Source organism: Limnohabitans sp. Hippo4, from assembly GCF_003063605.1.
Taxonomy (GTDB): domain Bacteria; phylum Pseudomonadota; class Gammaproteobacteria; order Burkholderiales; family Burkholderiaceae_C; genus Limnohabitans_A.
In genome coordinates, this window is record NZ_NESE01000002.1 from 228,170 (window position 1) to 242,422 (window position 14,253).

Sequence of the window (14,253 nt, forward strand, 5' to 3'; positions counted from 1 at the left end):
TGGAGTTGTGACGTTTTTAGGCGACGTGGGCTAACCAAGGCTTGGTGGCCAAGCGTTCGGCTTCATAGGCTTTGATTTTGTCTGCGTAGCGCAAGGTCAAGCCAATGTCGTCCAAGCCGTTCATCAGGCAGTATTTGCGGAAGGCTTGGACGTCAAAAGGGATTTCCTCGCCTTGGGGACGAAGCACCACTTGGCGCTCTAAATCAATGGTGAGTTGGTAGCCGGGGAAGGCAGCCACTTCGTCAAACAATTTGGCCACCACGTTTTCGGGCAAGACGATGGGCAACAAGCCATTTTTGAAACAGTTGTTGAAAAAGATGTCGGCGAAGCTAGGGGCAATGACCGCACGGAAGCCGTATTGGTCAATGGCCCAAGGGGCGTGCTCACGTGATGAGCCGCAGCCAAAGTTTTTGCGAGCCAACAAAATGGACGCACCTTGGTAGCGTGATTGGTTCAATACGAAATCGGGATTGGGTTTGCGGCTTGTGGGGTCTTGGCCAGGGTAGCCCGCATCCAGATATCGCCATTCATCAAACAAGTTGGGGCCAAAGCCAGTCTTGCGGATGGACTTGAGAAATTGTTTGGGAATGATGGCGTCGGTGTCGACGTTCTCCCGGTCCATGGGTGCCACAAGACCTTTGTGAACTGTAAATTTTTGCATGTGTATTCCTTGATCGACTGTGTGAGTGCTTCGTTCTCAAATGCACTTAAGCAAATTGACGAATGTCCACAAAATGACCATGAATGGCAGCTGCGGCTGCCATGGCAGGGCTGACCAAATGCGTGCGTCCGCCTGCACCTTGACGGCCTTCGAAGTTGCGATTGCTGGTGCTGGCGCAACGCTCGCCGGGCTCTAAGCGGTCGGCATTCATGGCCAAGCACATCGAGCAACCTGGCTCACGCCATTCAAAACCAGCGGCTTTGAAAATCTCGTGCAGCCCTTCGCGCTCGGCCTGTTCTTTGACCAAACCAGAACCCGGCACCACCATGGCCAACTTGACGGTTTTGGAAACTTTTTGGCCCAAGTTTTTGACCACAGCTGCCGCTTCACGCATGTCTTCAATGCGGCTGTTGGTGCAAGAACCAATGAAAACTTTGTCAACAAAAATGTCGTTCAGCGCTTTGCCGGGTTCAAGGCCCATGTACGTGAGGGCGCGTTCAATGGCGCCGCGTTTGTTGGCGTCTTTTTCTTTGTCGGGATCGGGCACGGTGCCGTTGATACCCAACACCATTTCAGGTGAGGTGCCCCAAGTGACTTGCGGCACGATATCGGCAGCGTTGATTTCAACCACGGCATCAAAATGAGCGCCGGCGTCGGATTGCAGGGTTTTCCAATAAGTGACCGCATGATCCCATTCCACACCGGTGGGAGACAACAAGCGACCTTTGACGTACTCGATGGTTTTTTCGTCAACGGCCACCAAGCCAGCGCGTGCGCCAGCTTCAATGGCCATGTTGCAGACGGTCATGCGACCTTCCATGGACAGCGCACGAATGGCCGAGCCACCAAACTCAATGGTGTAGCCCGTACCGCCGGCTGTGCCGATTTTGCCGATGATGGCCAGCACAATGTCTTTGCCCGTAATGCCTTTGGCAACTGTGCCTTCGACCTTCACCAGCATATTTTTGGCTTTTTTGGCCAACAAAGTTTGAGTGGCCATGACGTGCTCAACTTCGCTGGTGCCAATGCCGTGGGCCAAGGCGCCAAAAGCGCCGTGTGTGGACGTATGGGAGTCGCCGCAAACCACCGTCATGCCGGGGAGGGTGGCACCATTTTCCGGGCCAATGACGTGAACAATGCCTTGGCGTTTGGACATGAAGGGGAAAAATGCCGCGGAACCAAATTCAGCAATGTTGCTGTCCAGGGTGGTAATTTGTTCTTTGCTGATGGGGTCGGTGATGCCGTCGTAGCCTAACTCCCAACCAGTTGTGGGGGTATTGTGGTCAGCCGTGGCCACAATGGAGCTGACGCGCCAGACTTTGCGTCCCGCTTGGCGTAAGCCTTCGAAGGCTTGGGGGCTGGTGACTTCATGCACCAAGTGACGGTCGATGTACAAGACGGAGGTGCCGTCTTCTTCGGTGTGGACGACGTGTTCGTCCCAAATTTTGTCGTAAAGCGTACGTGACATGGTGCTTCCTAGGGTCAAGCCCCGCATTTTAAGCTGATTACGCATATTGCCCGCGCTGTATTTGCAGGGTAGGATCGATGGAATTGCGTCTTGAAAAGCTATAGTGTCGAACAGCCGGTCCTAGAAGCGCAAGCCAGCTACATCAGTTAACTTTTATTGAGACTTTTCCATGACGACTGTCCACCCAAGTGACAATGTTTTAGACGGCAAAGCGGCCTCTAGTCCACAACGCATTGGCGTACCCAAAGAGGTATTTCCTGGCGAAAAGCGCGTTGCCACCGTACCTGATGTGGTCACCAAGCTGATCAAGCTGGGCTTTTCAGTCGCCGTCGAAAAAGGTGCAGGAGAACTGGCCGACCTGTCTGATCAAGCCTACGAGCAAGCTGGTGCAAGCATTGCGCCCAGCGCTGAGGCGCTTTGGAGCAGCAGCGACATCGTCTTCAAAGTTCGTGCACCGACGGCCGAGGAAGTTGCCCTCATGCACGAAGGCCAGACCCTCATTGGTTTCTTGTGGCCTGCTCAAAACCCCGATTTGATGCAGCAACTGGCGGCCAAAAAAGTCACTGCCTTGTCCATTGACGCGCTGCCACGAACTCTCAGCCGTGCCCAAAAAATGGACGCACTGACCTCCATGGCCGGTGTGAGTGGCTACCGCGCTGTGGTCGAGGCGGCAGGTGCTTTTGGTCGCTTCTTCAACGGCCAAATTACGGCTGCGGGCAAAGTGCCGCCAGCCAAGGTGTTCATTGCCGGTGCTGGCGTTGCGGGTTTGGCAGCCATTGGTGCCGCGGCCAGCTTGGGCGCCATCGTTCGCGCCAACGACACGCGTGCCGAAGTGGCCGACCAAGTGGTTTCGCTAGGTGGCGAGTTCGTCAAAGTGAACTTTGAGGAGGAAGGCTCTGGCGGTGGCGGTTATGCCAAAGTCATGAGCGAGGGCTTTCAAGCGGCGCAGCGCGAGATGTATGCGCAGCAAGCCAAAGAATGCGACATCATCATCACCACCGCACTCATTCCCGGCAAACCAGCCCCCAAGCTGATCACGGCTGAGATGGTACGCAACATGAAGCCCGGCAGCGTGATTGTGGACATGGCCGCCGAGCAAGGCGGCAACTGCGAGCTGACCGAGCCAGGCAAAGCAGTGGTCAAGCACGGTGTCACCATTGTGGGTTACACCGACTTGGCATCTCGCATGGCGCGCCAGTCGTCTACGCTTTATGGCACCAACCTGTTTCGCTTAACTGAAGAGCTCTGCAAAACCAAAGATGGCGTGATCAACGTCAACATGGAAGACGATGCCATTCGCGGACTCACGGTCATCAAAGAGGGCACCATCACGTGGCCAGCACCGCCTTTGGTGGTTGCTGCCAAACCTGCGCCAAAACCAGTTGCAGCTTCCGTCGCCAAAAAAGGCCATGGCCATGGCGAACCTTCTGGCCCCATGCCTGCTGGTCAACTGGCCATCGTGGCGGGCATCGCTGCGGTCTTGTTTGTCCTGGTGGGCCTTTATGCGCCGACTGCGTTCCTGTCGCACTTTACGGTGTTTGTGTTGGCCTGCTTTGTGGGCTACATGGTGGTTTGGAATGTCAAGCCTGCCCTGCACACACCCCTCATGAGTGTGACCAATGCCATCAGCTCCATCATTGCCATTGGCGCACTGGTGCAAATCTCACCCATGGCCAATGCAGCTGCACGCCCCAACACGCTGATCATTGTGTTGGCTTCGCTCGCCTTGGTGCTCACCGCCATCAACATGTTTGGCGGCTTTGCTGTCACTCAGCGCATGCTGGCGATGTTCAGAAAATAATCAGGAAGAAGTAATTCATGACCTCTAACTTGTCTACGGTGGCGTACATCGGCGCCACCATTCTCTTCATCCTCAGCTTGGGCGGATTGTCCAACCAAGAAACCGCTCGCCGTGGCAACCTCTACGGCATGGTCGGCATGACCTTGGCCGTGTTGGCCACTGTCTTGGGCCCTCAAGTGACAAGCGCGGGTACGCCTTGGATTGTGGGCAGTTTGGTGATTGGTGGCGCCATTGGTTTGTACGCTGCACGTGCAGTACAAATGACGCAAATGCCCGAGTTGGTCGCGCTCATGCACAGCATGGTCGGTATGGCCGCGGTATTGGTGGGCTATGCCACCTTCGTCGACCCCGAGGCCACCAAAGGTTTTGAGGGTGCAGCGCACACCATCCACGCCATGGAAATCTACATCGGCATCTTCATCGGTGCGGTCACTTTCTCTGGTTCGGTGGCGGCATTTGGCAAGTTGTCAGGTCGCATCGGTGGCAGTCCTTTGCTGCTCCCCGCCCGTCATTGGATCAATTTGGCAGGTTTGCTGGCGGTGGTTTACTTTGGTCGCTTGTTCTTGCAAGCGGAGACCATCGAACAAGGCATGATGCCGCTGTTTGTGATGAGCGCCATTGCGCTTTTGTTTGGCATTCACATGGTGATGGCCATTGGTGGCGCCGACATGCCGGTGGTGGTTTCCATGTTGAACAGTTACTCAGGCTGGGCCGCTGCTGCCACAGGCTTCATGTTGAACAACGATTTGTTGATCGTAGTGGGTGCCTTGGTGGGCTCCAGCGGTGCCATCCTGTCTTACATCATGTGCAACGCCATGAACCGCAGTTTCATCAGTGTGATTGCCGGTGGTTTTGGTACCACCGCTGCAGCCCCCAAGCCTGCTGAAGGTGCAAGTGCCGAGCCGCAGGGTGAGGTGAGTCCCATCTTGGCGGCCGAGACGGCAGAGTTGTTGCGCGATGCCAAGAACGTGATCATTGTGCCGGGATACGGCATGGCTGTGGCGCAAGCACAGCACACCGTCTTTGAAATCACCCGAACCCTGCGCGAAAAAGGCGTCAATGTTCGCTTCGGTATCCACCCTGTTGCGGGTCGTATGCCGGGGCACATGAACGTGCTGTTGGCTGAAGCCAAAGTGCCTTACGACATCGTCTTGGAAATGGATGAGCTGAACGAAGACTTCCCCGACACTGATGTTGCCATCGTGATTGGTGCCAATGACATCGTGAACCCAGCGGCCCAAGACGATCCAACAAGCCCCATTGCGGGTATGCCAGTGCTTGAAGTTTGGAAAGCGCGCACCAGCATTGTGATGAAACGCTCAATGGCCAGTGGCTATGCAGGTGTGGACAACCCACTCTTTTACAAAGACAACAACCGCATGTTGTTTGGCGATGCGAAGAAGATGCTGGACGAAGTTCTGGTTTCTCTCAAGAGTTAAAACTTCATCATTCATCAGTTTGAGCAGATAAAAAAAAGCCCGCGGATCACGCGGGCTTTTTTGCGAGGCACTCGGCTTATTTAGCGCCAGGCACGTTACGGCGGGGTGAGCCGGTAAACAATTGACGGGGACGGCCGATTTTGTACTCGGGGTCACCGATCATTTCATTCAGTTGAGCAATCCAGCCCACTGTGCGAGCCAGTGCGAACACGCCGGTGAACAAGTTCACTGGAATGCCGATGGCGCGTTGCACGATGCCAGAGTAGAAGTCGACATTGGGGTACAACTTGCGAGACACAAAGTAGTCGTCTTCCAAAGCGATCTTTTCGACTTGCTTGGCCAACTTGAACAAGGGGTCGTTTTCCAAGCCCAGTTCTGCCAAGACCTCGTTGCAAGTCTCTTGCATCAATTTGGCGCGGGGGTCGTAGTTTTTGTAAACGCGGTGACCAAAGCCCATCAGCTTGACGCCAGAGTTTTTGTCTTTGACTTGTTCCATGAACTCGCCCACTTTGGATATGCCGCCCATTTTTTGGATGTCATCGAGCATGTTCAAGCAAGCTTCGTTGGCGCCGCCGTGTGCAGGGCCCCAGAGGCAAGCCACGCCAGCTGCAATGGCAGCAAAGGGGTTCGTGCCTGAAGAGCCACACAAACGCACTGTAGAGGTGGACGCGTTTTGCTCGTGATCTGCGTGCAAGATGAAGATGCGGTCTAAAGCGCGTTCGAGCACTGGGTTGACCACATAGTCTTCGCAAGGCACACCAAACATCATGCGCAGGAAGTTGCCTGAGTAGGACAAGTTGTTTTGGGGGTACATGAAGGGCTGACCCACGCCGTATTTGTAAGCCATCGCCACCAAAGTTGGCATCTTGGCGATCAAGCGAATCGCCGCAATTTCGCGATGCTCTGGGTTGTTGATGTCTGTGCTGTCATGATAGAAAGCAGACAAAGCGCCAACCAAGCCAGTCAAGACGGCCATGGGGTGCGCATCTCGGCGGAAACCGCGCAAGAAGAATTGCATCTGCTCGTTGACCATGGTGTGGTTGTTGACCAGCTTGTGGAAGTCGGTGCTCTGCTTGGCGTCTGGCAAGTCGCCTTTCAAAAGCAAATAGCAGGTGTCCAAATAGTCGCCATGGTTGGCCAATTGCTCGATGGGGTAGCCACGATAAAGCAATTCGCCCTTATCGCCGTCGATGTAGGTGATGCTAGATTGGCAAGAGGCGGTCGACAAGAAGCCGGGGTCGTAGGTGAACATGCCGCTTTGGCCATAAAGCTTGCGAATGTCGATCACATCAGGACCGATGTTGCCGCTGTAGACGGGCATCTCAATGCTGGGGCTGCCGTTACTGAAAGACAGGGTTGCTTTGTTGTCAGCAAGTTTCATGATTCAATTTCCTCTAGTCATCATTCAATTCAAATTTGCGTGATTGCAATAATGCCTTGCAATCTTTATGCCATCAGCATGTTCAGCGCTTCGCTGACTTCTTCTGTTGCCATTTCAGGCTCAAGGGACTTGCGCTTCATGAGCAAATCCATCAAGTCGTTGTCCGACAAGTCCATCAGTACATACATGCCCCTGGCTTGACCCACGGTCAAGTGGGAGGCATGGCGATTGAAGAACCGTTCAATGAAAAGATCGTTTTCCAACAAGCCGCGTCGGCAACGCCAACGAAGTTTACTTAAAGCGCGCTCACCCAGAGGGGTGTGGCGATCTAATCCATCAAGCAGTTCATCTCCCATAAAGTTTGGACTTAGCAGTGCTTTCAAATTAGACGGCGCGACGCACCATCATCTCTTTGATCTTGCCAATCGCTTTGGTGGGGTTGAGGCTCTTAGGGCACACGTCCACGCAGTTCATGATGGTGTGGCATCGGAACAAGCGATAAGGGTCTTCTAAATTGTCTAGGCGCTCTGCTGTGCCTTGGTCGCGGCTGTCAGCCAAGAAACGATAAGCCTGCAACAAGCCAGCGGGGCCGACAAATTTGTCCGGATTCCACCAGAAGCTGGGGCAAGAAGTAGAGCAGCTTGCGCACAAAATGCATTCGTACAAGCCATTGAGTTCTTCGCGCTCTTCAGGGCTTTGCAGACGCTCTTTTTCAGGCGGAATGGTGTCGTTGATCAAGTAGGGCTTGATAGAGTTGTATTGCTTGAAGAACTGCGTCATGTCAACGATCAAGTCGCGCACAACGGGCAGGCCTGGCAGAGGTTTCAAAACAATCTTGCCGGGCAATGTCAACATGTTGGTGAGGCAAGCCAAACCATTTTTGCCATTGATGTTCATGGCGTCAGAGCCACACACACCTTCGCGGCATGAGCGGCGGAAGGACAAAGAGGGGTCTACTTTTTTCAGCTTCATCAAAGCGTCAAGCAACATGCGCTCGTGGCCATCCAATTCAACTTGAATGGTTTGCATGTAGGGCTTGGCATCCTTGTCAGGATCGTAACGATAGATTTCAAATGTACGTAGAGTCATGATTCAACCTTCAGTAATTTAGAACGTACGGACTTTGGGTGGCACAGAGTCCACAGTCAGCGGTTTCAAGTTGACGGGCTTGTAAGTCAGGCTGTTGCTTTCGCTGTGCCACAAGGTGTGTTTCATCCAGTTGGCATCGTCACGGCCCAAGGGTGCGATCGGATCATCGGCTGGACGCTCGTAATCGCTCACGGTGTGAGCGCCGCGGCATTCCTTGCGAGCGGCAGCAGACACCATGGTGGATTGAGCGCATTCGATCAAGTTGTCAACTTCCAAGGCTTCAATGCGGGCTGTGTTGAAGACTTTGGAGTTGTCGGTCAAACCAATGGCATTGACGCGCTCGCGAATCTCGGCAATTTTTTGCACGCCTTCGTCCATGCTGGCCTGTGTGCGGAACACAGCAGCATGTTTTTGCATCGTTGCGCGCATGTCGTTGGCCACATCTTGGGCGTATTCGCCTTTGCGACCTTCGAGGCGGTTGAGGCGCGCCAGCGTGAAGTCGGCTGCGTCTTTCGGCAAATCTTTGTGCGCTTTGGTTTTGCTGGCAAAGTCAACAATGTGGTTGCCGGCTGCGCGACCAAACACCAACAAGTCGAGCAAAGAGTTGGTGCCCAAACGGTTGGCGCCGTGAACGCTGACGCAAGAGCATTCGCCCACAGCGTACAAGCCATTGACCACGGCGTTGTGGCTGCTGGCCGTTTGCGTGACCACTTGGCCGTGGACGTTGGTGGGAATGCCGCCCATTTGATAGTGGATGGTCGGCACCACAGGAATGGGTTCTTTGGTGATGTCGACGTTGGCGAAGTTGACGCCAATTTCGTACACAGAAGGCAAGCGCTTGTGAATGGTTTCTGCACCCAAGTGGTCCAGTTTCAAAAGCACATAGTCTTTGTTGGGGCCGCAACCACGGCCTTCTTTGATCTCTTGGTCCATAGAGCGTGACACGAAGTCGCGAGGGGCCAAGTCTTTCAATGTAGGCGCATAGCGCTCCATGAAACGTTCGCCATTGCTGTTCAACAAAATGGCGCCTTCACCGCGGCAACCCTCTGTCAGCAACACACCGGCACCGGCCACGCCAGTGGGGTGGAACTGCCAGAATTCCATATCCTCCAAAGGAATGCCAGCACGCGCTGCCATGCCCAAGCCGTCGCCGGTATTGATGAAGGCATTGGTTGAAGCTGCAAAGATACGGCCTGCGCCGCCGGTGGCCAACAACACAGTCTTGGCATGCAAGATGTGCAAGTCGCCGGTTTCCATTTCGAGGGCAGTGACGCCCACCACATCGCCTTCGGCGTCGCGGATCAAATCAAGGGCCATCCACTCCACGAAGAAGCTGGTTTTGGCTTTGACGTTTTGTTGGTACAAGGTGTGCAACATGGCGTGACCGGTACGGTCGGCCGCAGCGCAAGCACGCTGCACAGGCTTTTCGCCATAGTTGGCGGTGTGACCACCAAAAGGACGTTGGTAAATGGTGCCGTCTGGGTTGCGGTCAAAGGGCATGCCCATGTGTTCAAGGTCGTACACCACCTTGGGTGCTTCGCGGCACATGAATTCGATGGCGTCTTGGTCGCCCAGCCAGTCAGAACCCTTGATGGTGTCGTAGAAGTGGTAGTGCCAGTTGTCATCGGACATGTTGCCCAATGAAGCGCCAATACCACCTTGCGCGGCCACAGTGTGTGAGCGTGTGGGGAATACTTTGGAGAGAACAGCAACGTTCAAACCGGCACGTGCCAGTTGCAATGAAGCGCGCATGCCGGAGCCGCCTGCGCCGACGATCACGACGTCAAATTTACGCGTGGCGATCTTGTCTTTGGTGTAAGTCATGGTGTTTGAATTCTTGTTGAATAAGGATGGGGTTCAGTCTTTAAGCGGATCTGAACGGCATCAAAGACGCCACAAGGCCTGAACAGCCCAGCCAGCGCAACCGATGAGCCAAGCCAATGAAGCAACGTGCAAGAAAAGACGCAAACCCAAGGGTTTGATGTAGTCCATCCAAATGTCACGAATGCCAACCCATGCGTGATAGAGCAAAGAGAGGATGGTGACAAAAGTTAAAAACTTCATCCATTGGGCTGAAAAAATGCCGGACCACTCTTCGTAGCCAATGGGGCCACTGGTGAAAATAACTTGCGCCAACACCACCAAGGTGAAGGAGGCCATCAGGGCTGCAGTAATGCGTTGGGCCAACCAGTCGCGCAGACCGTAGCGAGCGCCTGTTGTGACGCGTTTGGAACCGTAATTGACTGACATGAGTTCTGTTCCTAATTAGTAAAGGCCAAACAATTTGGCAGCGAGAACGACAGTGAGGCCAAGGCTTAAAACCAGCGTGGCCACGGCAGAAGACTTGCCGAATTCTTTGGTCACCGCATGGAAAGTGTCCATGTAGAGGTGACGAACACCCGCAATGAAGTGGTGCAAATAGGCCCAAATGAGGGCCAGAGCGACCAATTTCATGAACCAGCCTGGGATGAAGCCGATGCCAACATTGAAGGCGGCAGCAAATGCGGCAAATGAAAACTCAGATGTGATTGAGTTGTCAAACATCCAAATGATGAAGGGCATCAGCAAAAACATCAAAGCGCCGCTGACGCGGTGCAGGATGGACACCCAACCCGCCGCAGGAAGGCGATAGGTAGGCAAATCGCTGATGGCGTTGATGTTGCGAAATTCAGGCCTTTGACGGGCGGTTTCGGTCATTTTTTATTCCTCTTTGGTAACGGCACTGTCATTTTTAAATTCAGTGTTCGCGGATTCTATTGCAACGCAACAAACTGACATGAGGATTTCAGAAAGAAATTACACATCGAGATGTCATTGCTTCAAAAAAGTCGCCTAGGCGTCAATTGAGTTCGTTATGGTAATGATGGGTGTCGGTGACATAAAAGCCTCGACGCAATTCCATCGGCGTGTCGTTGTAGGTGTAGGCGATGCGCTCCACACTTAACAGGGGTGTGTGAGATTTAATCTCGAGGAGCTTGCATTGCGCAGCATCCGGCACCACTGCTTTGATGCGTTCTTCTGCGCGGACCATGCGGACACCAAATTCGGTCTCGAACAGCGCATACATGGGGCCGTCATACTCACTGAGACGTTCTGCTGTGAGGCCTTTGAAGGGATTGCCGGGCAACCACAAGTCTTCCAAAATGGTTGGTGCGCCCGCGAACGAAAGTACACGTCTGACTTGCAAGACGGCGTCGCCGGTGCGCAATGCCAGCGCACGCCCAATGTCGGCATTGGCTCTTAGGCGCTTGCAGTCGATGATTTTGCGTTGCGCTGGACCTTCGCTTTTGGGATCTCCCTCATCGGGCAGTAGTTTGAGGAATCGGTATTGGACTTGTTGCTCGGCGTGGGTGGCCACAAAGGTCCCTTTGCCTTGCCGGCGAACCAAGAGATTGCCATTGGCCAATTCATCAATGGCTTTGCGAACCGTGCCTTGGCTGACGCGGTAGCGGGCCGCCAGGTCCATTTCGCTGGGTATTCCTTCGCCCGGTTTCCATTCGCCCGATTGCAGGCTTTGGAGAATCAGCCCCTTGATTTGCTGGTACAGAGGGCTGAAGGCTGGCGCTGCTGCTGATGCGTCTGGAAAACCGGCGGAATCATCAGAAAAAACTTGGGATGTCATGTCATTGGCCCTTGAAAAGGGCGGGCACAAAAGTGGGGCAATGATATCTTATATAAGACATAAGACAAATTGACTTTTGCGGGTTTTCGCGGGTACACTCGAAAGCTGTTTGCCCGTACTCAGATTTATTTGTGTACCTGTCTGGAAGACCCAGATGACCCGGTCGGCAGTGAATGCACAGATGGGGTCGGCGAAGTCCGTTTTCTTATCACTATCTGGAGTTCACACCATGAGCAAAAAGCCCGTTCGCGTCGCCGTCACAGGAGCCGCTGGTCAAATTGGATACGCATTGTTGTTCCGCATCGCTTCCGGCGAAATGTTGGGCAAAGATCAACCTGTGATCTTGCAATTGCTCGAAATCCCCGATGAAAAAGCCCAAAAAGCTTTGAAGGGCGTGATGATGGAGTTGGACGATTGCGCATTCCCCTTGCTGGCTGGCATGGAAGCCCACTCCGACCCCATGACCGCTTTCAAAGACACCGACTACGCCTTGTTGGTGGGTTCACGTCCTCGCGGCCCTGGCATGGAGCGCGCTGAGTTGCTCGCCATCAATGGCGCCATTTTCACAGCGCAAGGCAAGGCCTTGAACGCTGTGGCTTCACGCAATGTCAAAGTTTTGGTGGTCGGTAACCCCGCCAACACCAATGCCTACATCGCCATGAAGAGTGCCCCTGATCTCAAGCCTGGCAACTTCACTGCCATGCTGCGTTTGGACCACAACCGCGCTGCTTCACAAATCGCCGCCAAAACCGGCAAAGCCGTGGCCGACATTCAAAAGCTGTGCGTTTGGGGCAACCATTCGCCCACCATGTACGCTGACTACCGCTTTGCCACCATCAATGGCGAATCTGTCAAGACCATGATCAACGACCAAGAGTGGAACGCCAACGTGTTCTTGCCCACAGTGGGCAAGCGCGGTGCAGCCATCATCGAAGCACGTGGTTTGTCTTCAGCTGCTTCTGCTGCCAATGCTGCCATCGATCACATGCGCGACTGGGCCTTAGGCACCAACGGCCAGTGGGTCACCATGGGCATTCCTTCACAAGGTTGGTACGGCATTCCCAAAGACGTCATGTTCGGTTTCCCCGTCACATGCGAAAACGGTGAATACAAAGTGGTGGAAGGTTTGGAAATTGATGCGTTCAGCCAATCTTGCATCGACAAAACTTTGAAAGAGCTGACAGACGAGCAAGCCGGCGTGGCGCACTTGGTCTAATCAGACGTCACTGTTGTGAAGCATCCGCGCGACATTCTGTTGGGCTCACAAGCGGCAAGCATGGTCTTGCCTGTTTGTGACCATTACAGCGGTGTCGAAGTGCGGATGCGCAAAAGCTTGCAACTGCAAGCAGAGATGACGCAAGAGTTCGGTGCTTGCGTCTTCGATGTCACCTTGGATTGCGAAGATGGCGCGCCTGTTGGCGGCGAAATTGAGCATGCCCATTTGGTGAAAGAAATGACAAGCAGCGCAGCGCCAGAAGCCAGGCTTGCTGTCCGCGTTCATCCGGTTGATCATCCTTCGTTTTTCGACGATGTGGACCTGATCTTAGGTCGTGTTCATTCACGCTTGCGACATGTGATGATCCCCAAGGTGGAATCTGTTGCAGATGTTGAGACGGCTGCCAGTGCACTGAACCAAGTGGGTGCATTGAATCTGCCATTGCATGTTTTGATTGAGTCCCCCGCTGCAGTTCACCGCGCGTTTGAAATTGCAGCCCATCCTCGGGTGCAATCTTTGAGTTTTGGATTGATGGATTTTGTTTCTGCCCATGGCGGCGCCATTCCCGCCAGCGGCATGGGCGTTCAGGGGCAATTTACACACCCCTTGGTGTTGCGCGCCAAACTGGAGATCGCCAGCGCATGCCATGCCAACGGCAAAGTGCCATCGCATTGTGTGGTGACTGAATTCAGTGATCTGAATGCCATCAAAGTGGCGGCCACCAAAGCGTCACGTGAGCTGGGCTTTACACGCATGTGGAGTATTCACCCCAGTCAAATCAGACCTGTGGTCGAGGCCCTCGCCCCTAGTGCACAAGAAATTGAACAAGCTGCAGAGTTGATATCGGCGGCCCAACGCGCTGAATGGGCGCCAGTAAGTCATGCAGGTCAATTGCATGATCGCGCCAGTTACAGATTTTTTTGGCAAGTGCTTGAGCGTGCCTATCAAACCGGAAGGCCCTTGCCAGCGTCAGTTCAATCCTATTTTGGAGAGACATCATGCGCAGCTTGAAAATCATCAGCTTGTTTATCTTGAGCTGTCTGCTCGGCGCTCACGTGGCGCAAGCTCAGTCCTCAAGTGCGACAAATGTGGCGAGTAAAAAAGAAGGCAAGGCCAAGCCTGCCGTACAAGCAAGCACTGCCAAATCTCAGAAGAAGAACGAAGCCTCGAAAGCAGTTGTTGCCGACACAGAACTCGCCTTGGCGCCGCAAGAGCTCAGCATTGCAGAGCGCGTGCACGTGGGGCAGCTGCCTTGCGAGTTGGGCGCTACTGTTCGCATGACAGCTGATGCCAATGCCCCTGGGTACTTCAACTTGCAAGGCAAAGGCTACAAATACAGAATGCGACCTGTGACCACAAGTACAGGTGCTATTCGTTTGGAAGATGAAAAAGCAGGCGCAGTGTGGCTGCAGCTTGCCAACAAATCCATGCTTATGGACCAAAAAAATGGACGTCGATTGGCAGATGAATGTGCGCACCCAGACCAGGTGGCCGTCGCCAACGACATGAAAGTCAATCCCCCGCCAGCCTTGATCGATGTCAGCAGTCCTGCGGCATCAGTGCAGCGCTGAATGGA

General features: G+C 54.0%; 14 protein-coding genes. 5 read left to right on the plus strand and 9 right to left on the minus strand.

Features of this window, described 5'->3' with window-relative positions; translation table 11 throughout:
• Nucleotides 1-16 precede the first annotated feature (16 nt).
• Together leuD and leuC are read right to left on the minus strand one after the other, a co-directional pair.
• The gene (gene leuD / locus B9Z46_RS06540; RefSeq protein ID WP_055361292.1) at nucleotides 17-661 is read right to left on the minus strand and encodes a 3-isopropylmalate dehydratase small subunit; all 645 of its coding nucleotides are present in this window, start codon (nucleotides 659-661) and stop codon (nucleotides 17-19) included.
• 46 nt (nucleotides 662-707) lie between these two features.
• Nucleotides 708-2,129 carry a 3-isopropylmalate dehydratase large subunit gene (gene leuC, locus B9Z46_RS06545; RefSeq protein WP_108255075.1) on the minus strand — a complete coding sequence of 474 codons (1,422 nt, stop codon included), beginning with the start codon at nucleotides 2,127-2,129 and terminating at the stop codon, nucleotides 708-710.
• A gap of 169 nt (nucleotides 2,130-2,298) precedes the next feature.
• On the opposite strand from leuC, the gene B9Z46_RS06550 reads away from it, so the two are divergent.
• Complete coding sequence (locus B9Z46_RS06550; RefSeq protein WP_108255077.1) at nucleotides 2,299-3,930, plus strand: Re/Si-specific NAD(P)(+) transhydrogenase subunit alpha; 1,632 nt, start codon at nucleotides 2,299-2,301, stop codon at nucleotides 3,928-3,930.
• A gap of 17 nt (nucleotides 3,931-3,947) precedes the next feature.
• Nucleotides 3,948-5,369, plus strand: coding sequence for a Re/Si-specific NAD(P)(+) transhydrogenase subunit beta (pntB, locus tag B9Z46_RS06555; protein WP_108255079.1), 1,422 nt, complete (start codon nucleotides 3,948-3,950; stop codon nucleotides 5,367-5,369).
• A 76-nt stretch (nucleotides 5,370-5,445) separates the two neighbouring features.
• Here the strand turns inward: pntB and B9Z46_RS06560 are convergent, their stop codons facing one another.
• From B9Z46_RS06560 to B9Z46_RS06590, 7 genes are all read right to left on the minus strand, one after another.
• Entirely contained in the window at nucleotides 5,446-6,750 is a 1,305-nt protein-coding gene (locus B9Z46_RS06560; protein ID WP_108255081.1) for a citrate synthase, read from the minus strand.
• A 65-nt stretch (nucleotides 6,751-6,815) separates the two neighbouring features.
• Nucleotides 6,816-7,106: a succinate dehydrogenase assembly factor 2 gene (locus B9Z46_RS06565; RefSeq protein ID WP_055361288.1), complete on the minus strand. Its 291-nt coding sequence runs from the start codon at nucleotides 7,104-7,106 to the stop codon at nucleotides 6,816-6,818.
• Between the two features lie 28 nt (nucleotides 7,107-7,134).
• The gene (locus B9Z46_RS06570) at nucleotides 7,135-7,839 is read right to left on the minus strand and encodes a succinate dehydrogenase iron-sulfur subunit (protein WP_108255083.1); all 705 of its coding nucleotides are present in this window, start codon (nucleotides 7,837-7,839) and stop codon (nucleotides 7,135-7,137) included.
• Nucleotides 7,840-7,857: 18 nt separating this feature from the next.
• Nucleotides 7,858-9,663, minus strand: a complete 1,806-nt coding sequence (sdhA, locus tag B9Z46_RS06575; protein WP_108255085.1) for a succinate dehydrogenase flavoprotein subunit — start codon at nucleotides 9,661-9,663, stop codon at nucleotides 7,858-7,860.
• A 60-nt stretch (nucleotides 9,664-9,723) separates the two neighbouring features.
• On the minus strand, nucleotides 9,724-10,089 hold the full coding sequence (gene sdhD / locus B9Z46_RS06580) for a succinate dehydrogenase, hydrophobic membrane anchor protein (protein ID WP_055361285.1): 366 nt from the start codon (nucleotides 10,087-10,089) through the stop codon (nucleotides 9,724-9,726).
• 15 nt (nucleotides 10,090-10,104) lie between these two features.
• Nucleotides 10,105-10,536, minus strand: a complete 432-nt coding sequence (gene sdhC / locus B9Z46_RS06585) for a succinate dehydrogenase, cytochrome b556 subunit (protein WP_055361284.1) — start codon at nucleotides 10,534-10,536, stop codon at nucleotides 10,105-10,107.
• A 142-nt stretch (nucleotides 10,537-10,678) separates the two neighbouring features.
• The gene (locus B9Z46_RS06590; protein WP_055361283.1) at nucleotides 10,679-11,461 is read right to left on the minus strand and encodes a GntR family transcriptional regulator; all 783 of its coding nucleotides are present in this window, start codon (nucleotides 11,459-11,461) and stop codon (nucleotides 10,679-10,681) included.
• Between the two features lie 229 nt (nucleotides 11,462-11,690).
• On the opposite strand from B9Z46_RS06590, the gene B9Z46_RS06595 reads away from it, so the two are divergent.
• From B9Z46_RS06595 to B9Z46_RS06605, 3 genes are read left to right on the plus strand one after another with little or no spacing between them, the layout of a single operon-like run.
• On the plus strand, nucleotides 11,691-12,677 hold the full coding sequence (locus B9Z46_RS06595) for a malate dehydrogenase (protein ID WP_108255087.1): 987 nt from the start codon (nucleotides 11,691-11,693) through the stop codon (nucleotides 12,675-12,677).
• Nucleotides 12,678-12,737: 60 nt separating this feature from the next.
• A complete protein-coding gene (locus B9Z46_RS06600; protein WP_233245962.1) occupies nucleotides 12,738-13,688 on the plus strand; it encodes a CoA ester lyase in 951 nt (316 codons plus the stop codon).
• Nucleotides 13,676-14,248, plus strand: coding sequence for a hypothetical protein (locus B9Z46_RS06605; RefSeq protein WP_055361280.1), 573 nt, complete (start codon nucleotides 13,676-13,678; stop codon nucleotides 14,246-14,248). Before B9Z46_RS06600 ends, B9Z46_RS06605 begins: the two co-directional genes overlap by 13 nt.
• Nucleotides 14,249-14,253: the final 5 nt, after the last annotated feature.

Coding starts and splice junctions, on each gene's coding strand:
- pntB (WP_108255079.1), top strand. CDS start 3,948: ATGACCTCTAACTTGTCTACGGTGGCGTACATCGGCGCCACCATTCTC.
- sdhA (WP_108255085.1), bottom strand. CDS start 9,663: ATGACTTACACCAAAGACAAGATCGCCACGCGTAAATTTGACGTCGTG.
- B9Z46_RS06565 (WP_055361288.1), bottom strand. CDS start 7,106: ATGGGAGATGAACTGCTTGATGGATTAGATCGCCACACCCCTCTGGGT.
- B9Z46_RS06560 (WP_108255081.1), bottom strand. CDS start 6,750: ATGAAACTTGCTGACAACAAAGCAACCCTGTCTTTCAGTAACGGCAGC.
- sdhC (WP_055361284.1), bottom strand. CDS start 10,536: ATGACCGAAACCGCCCGTCAAAGGCCTGAATTTCGCAACATCAACGCC.
- leuD (WP_055361292.1), bottom strand. CDS start 661: ATGCAAAAATTTACAGTTCACAAAGGTCTTGTGGCACCCATGGACCGG.
- sdhD (WP_055361285.1), bottom strand. CDS start 10,089: ATGTCAGTCAATTACGGTTCCAAACGCGTCACAACAGGCGCTCGCTAC.
- B9Z46_RS06590 (WP_055361283.1), bottom strand. CDS start 11,461: ATGACATCCCAAGTTTTTTCTGATGATTCCGCCGGTTTTCCAGACGCA.
- leuC (WP_108255075.1), bottom strand. CDS start 2,129: ATGTCACGTACGCTTTACGACAAAATTTGGGACGAACACGTCGTCCAC.
- B9Z46_RS06595 (WP_108255087.1), top strand. CDS start 11,691: ATGAGCAAAAAGCCCGTTCGCGTCGCCGTCACAGGAGCCGCTGGTCAA.
- B9Z46_RS06600 (WP_233245962.1), top strand. CDS start 12,738: ATGGTCTTGCCTGTTTGTGACCATTACAGCGGTGTCGAAGTGCGGATG.
- B9Z46_RS06570 (WP_108255083.1), bottom strand. CDS start 7,839: ATGACTCTACGTACATTTGAAATCTATCGTTACGATCCTGACAAGGAT.
- B9Z46_RS06605 (WP_055361280.1), top strand. CDS start 13,676: ATGCGCAGCTTGAAAATCATCAGCTTGTTTATCTTGAGCTGTCTGCTC.
- B9Z46_RS06550 (WP_108255077.1), top strand. CDS start 2,299: ATGACGACTGTCCACCCAAGTGACAATGTTTTAGACGGCAAAGCGGCC.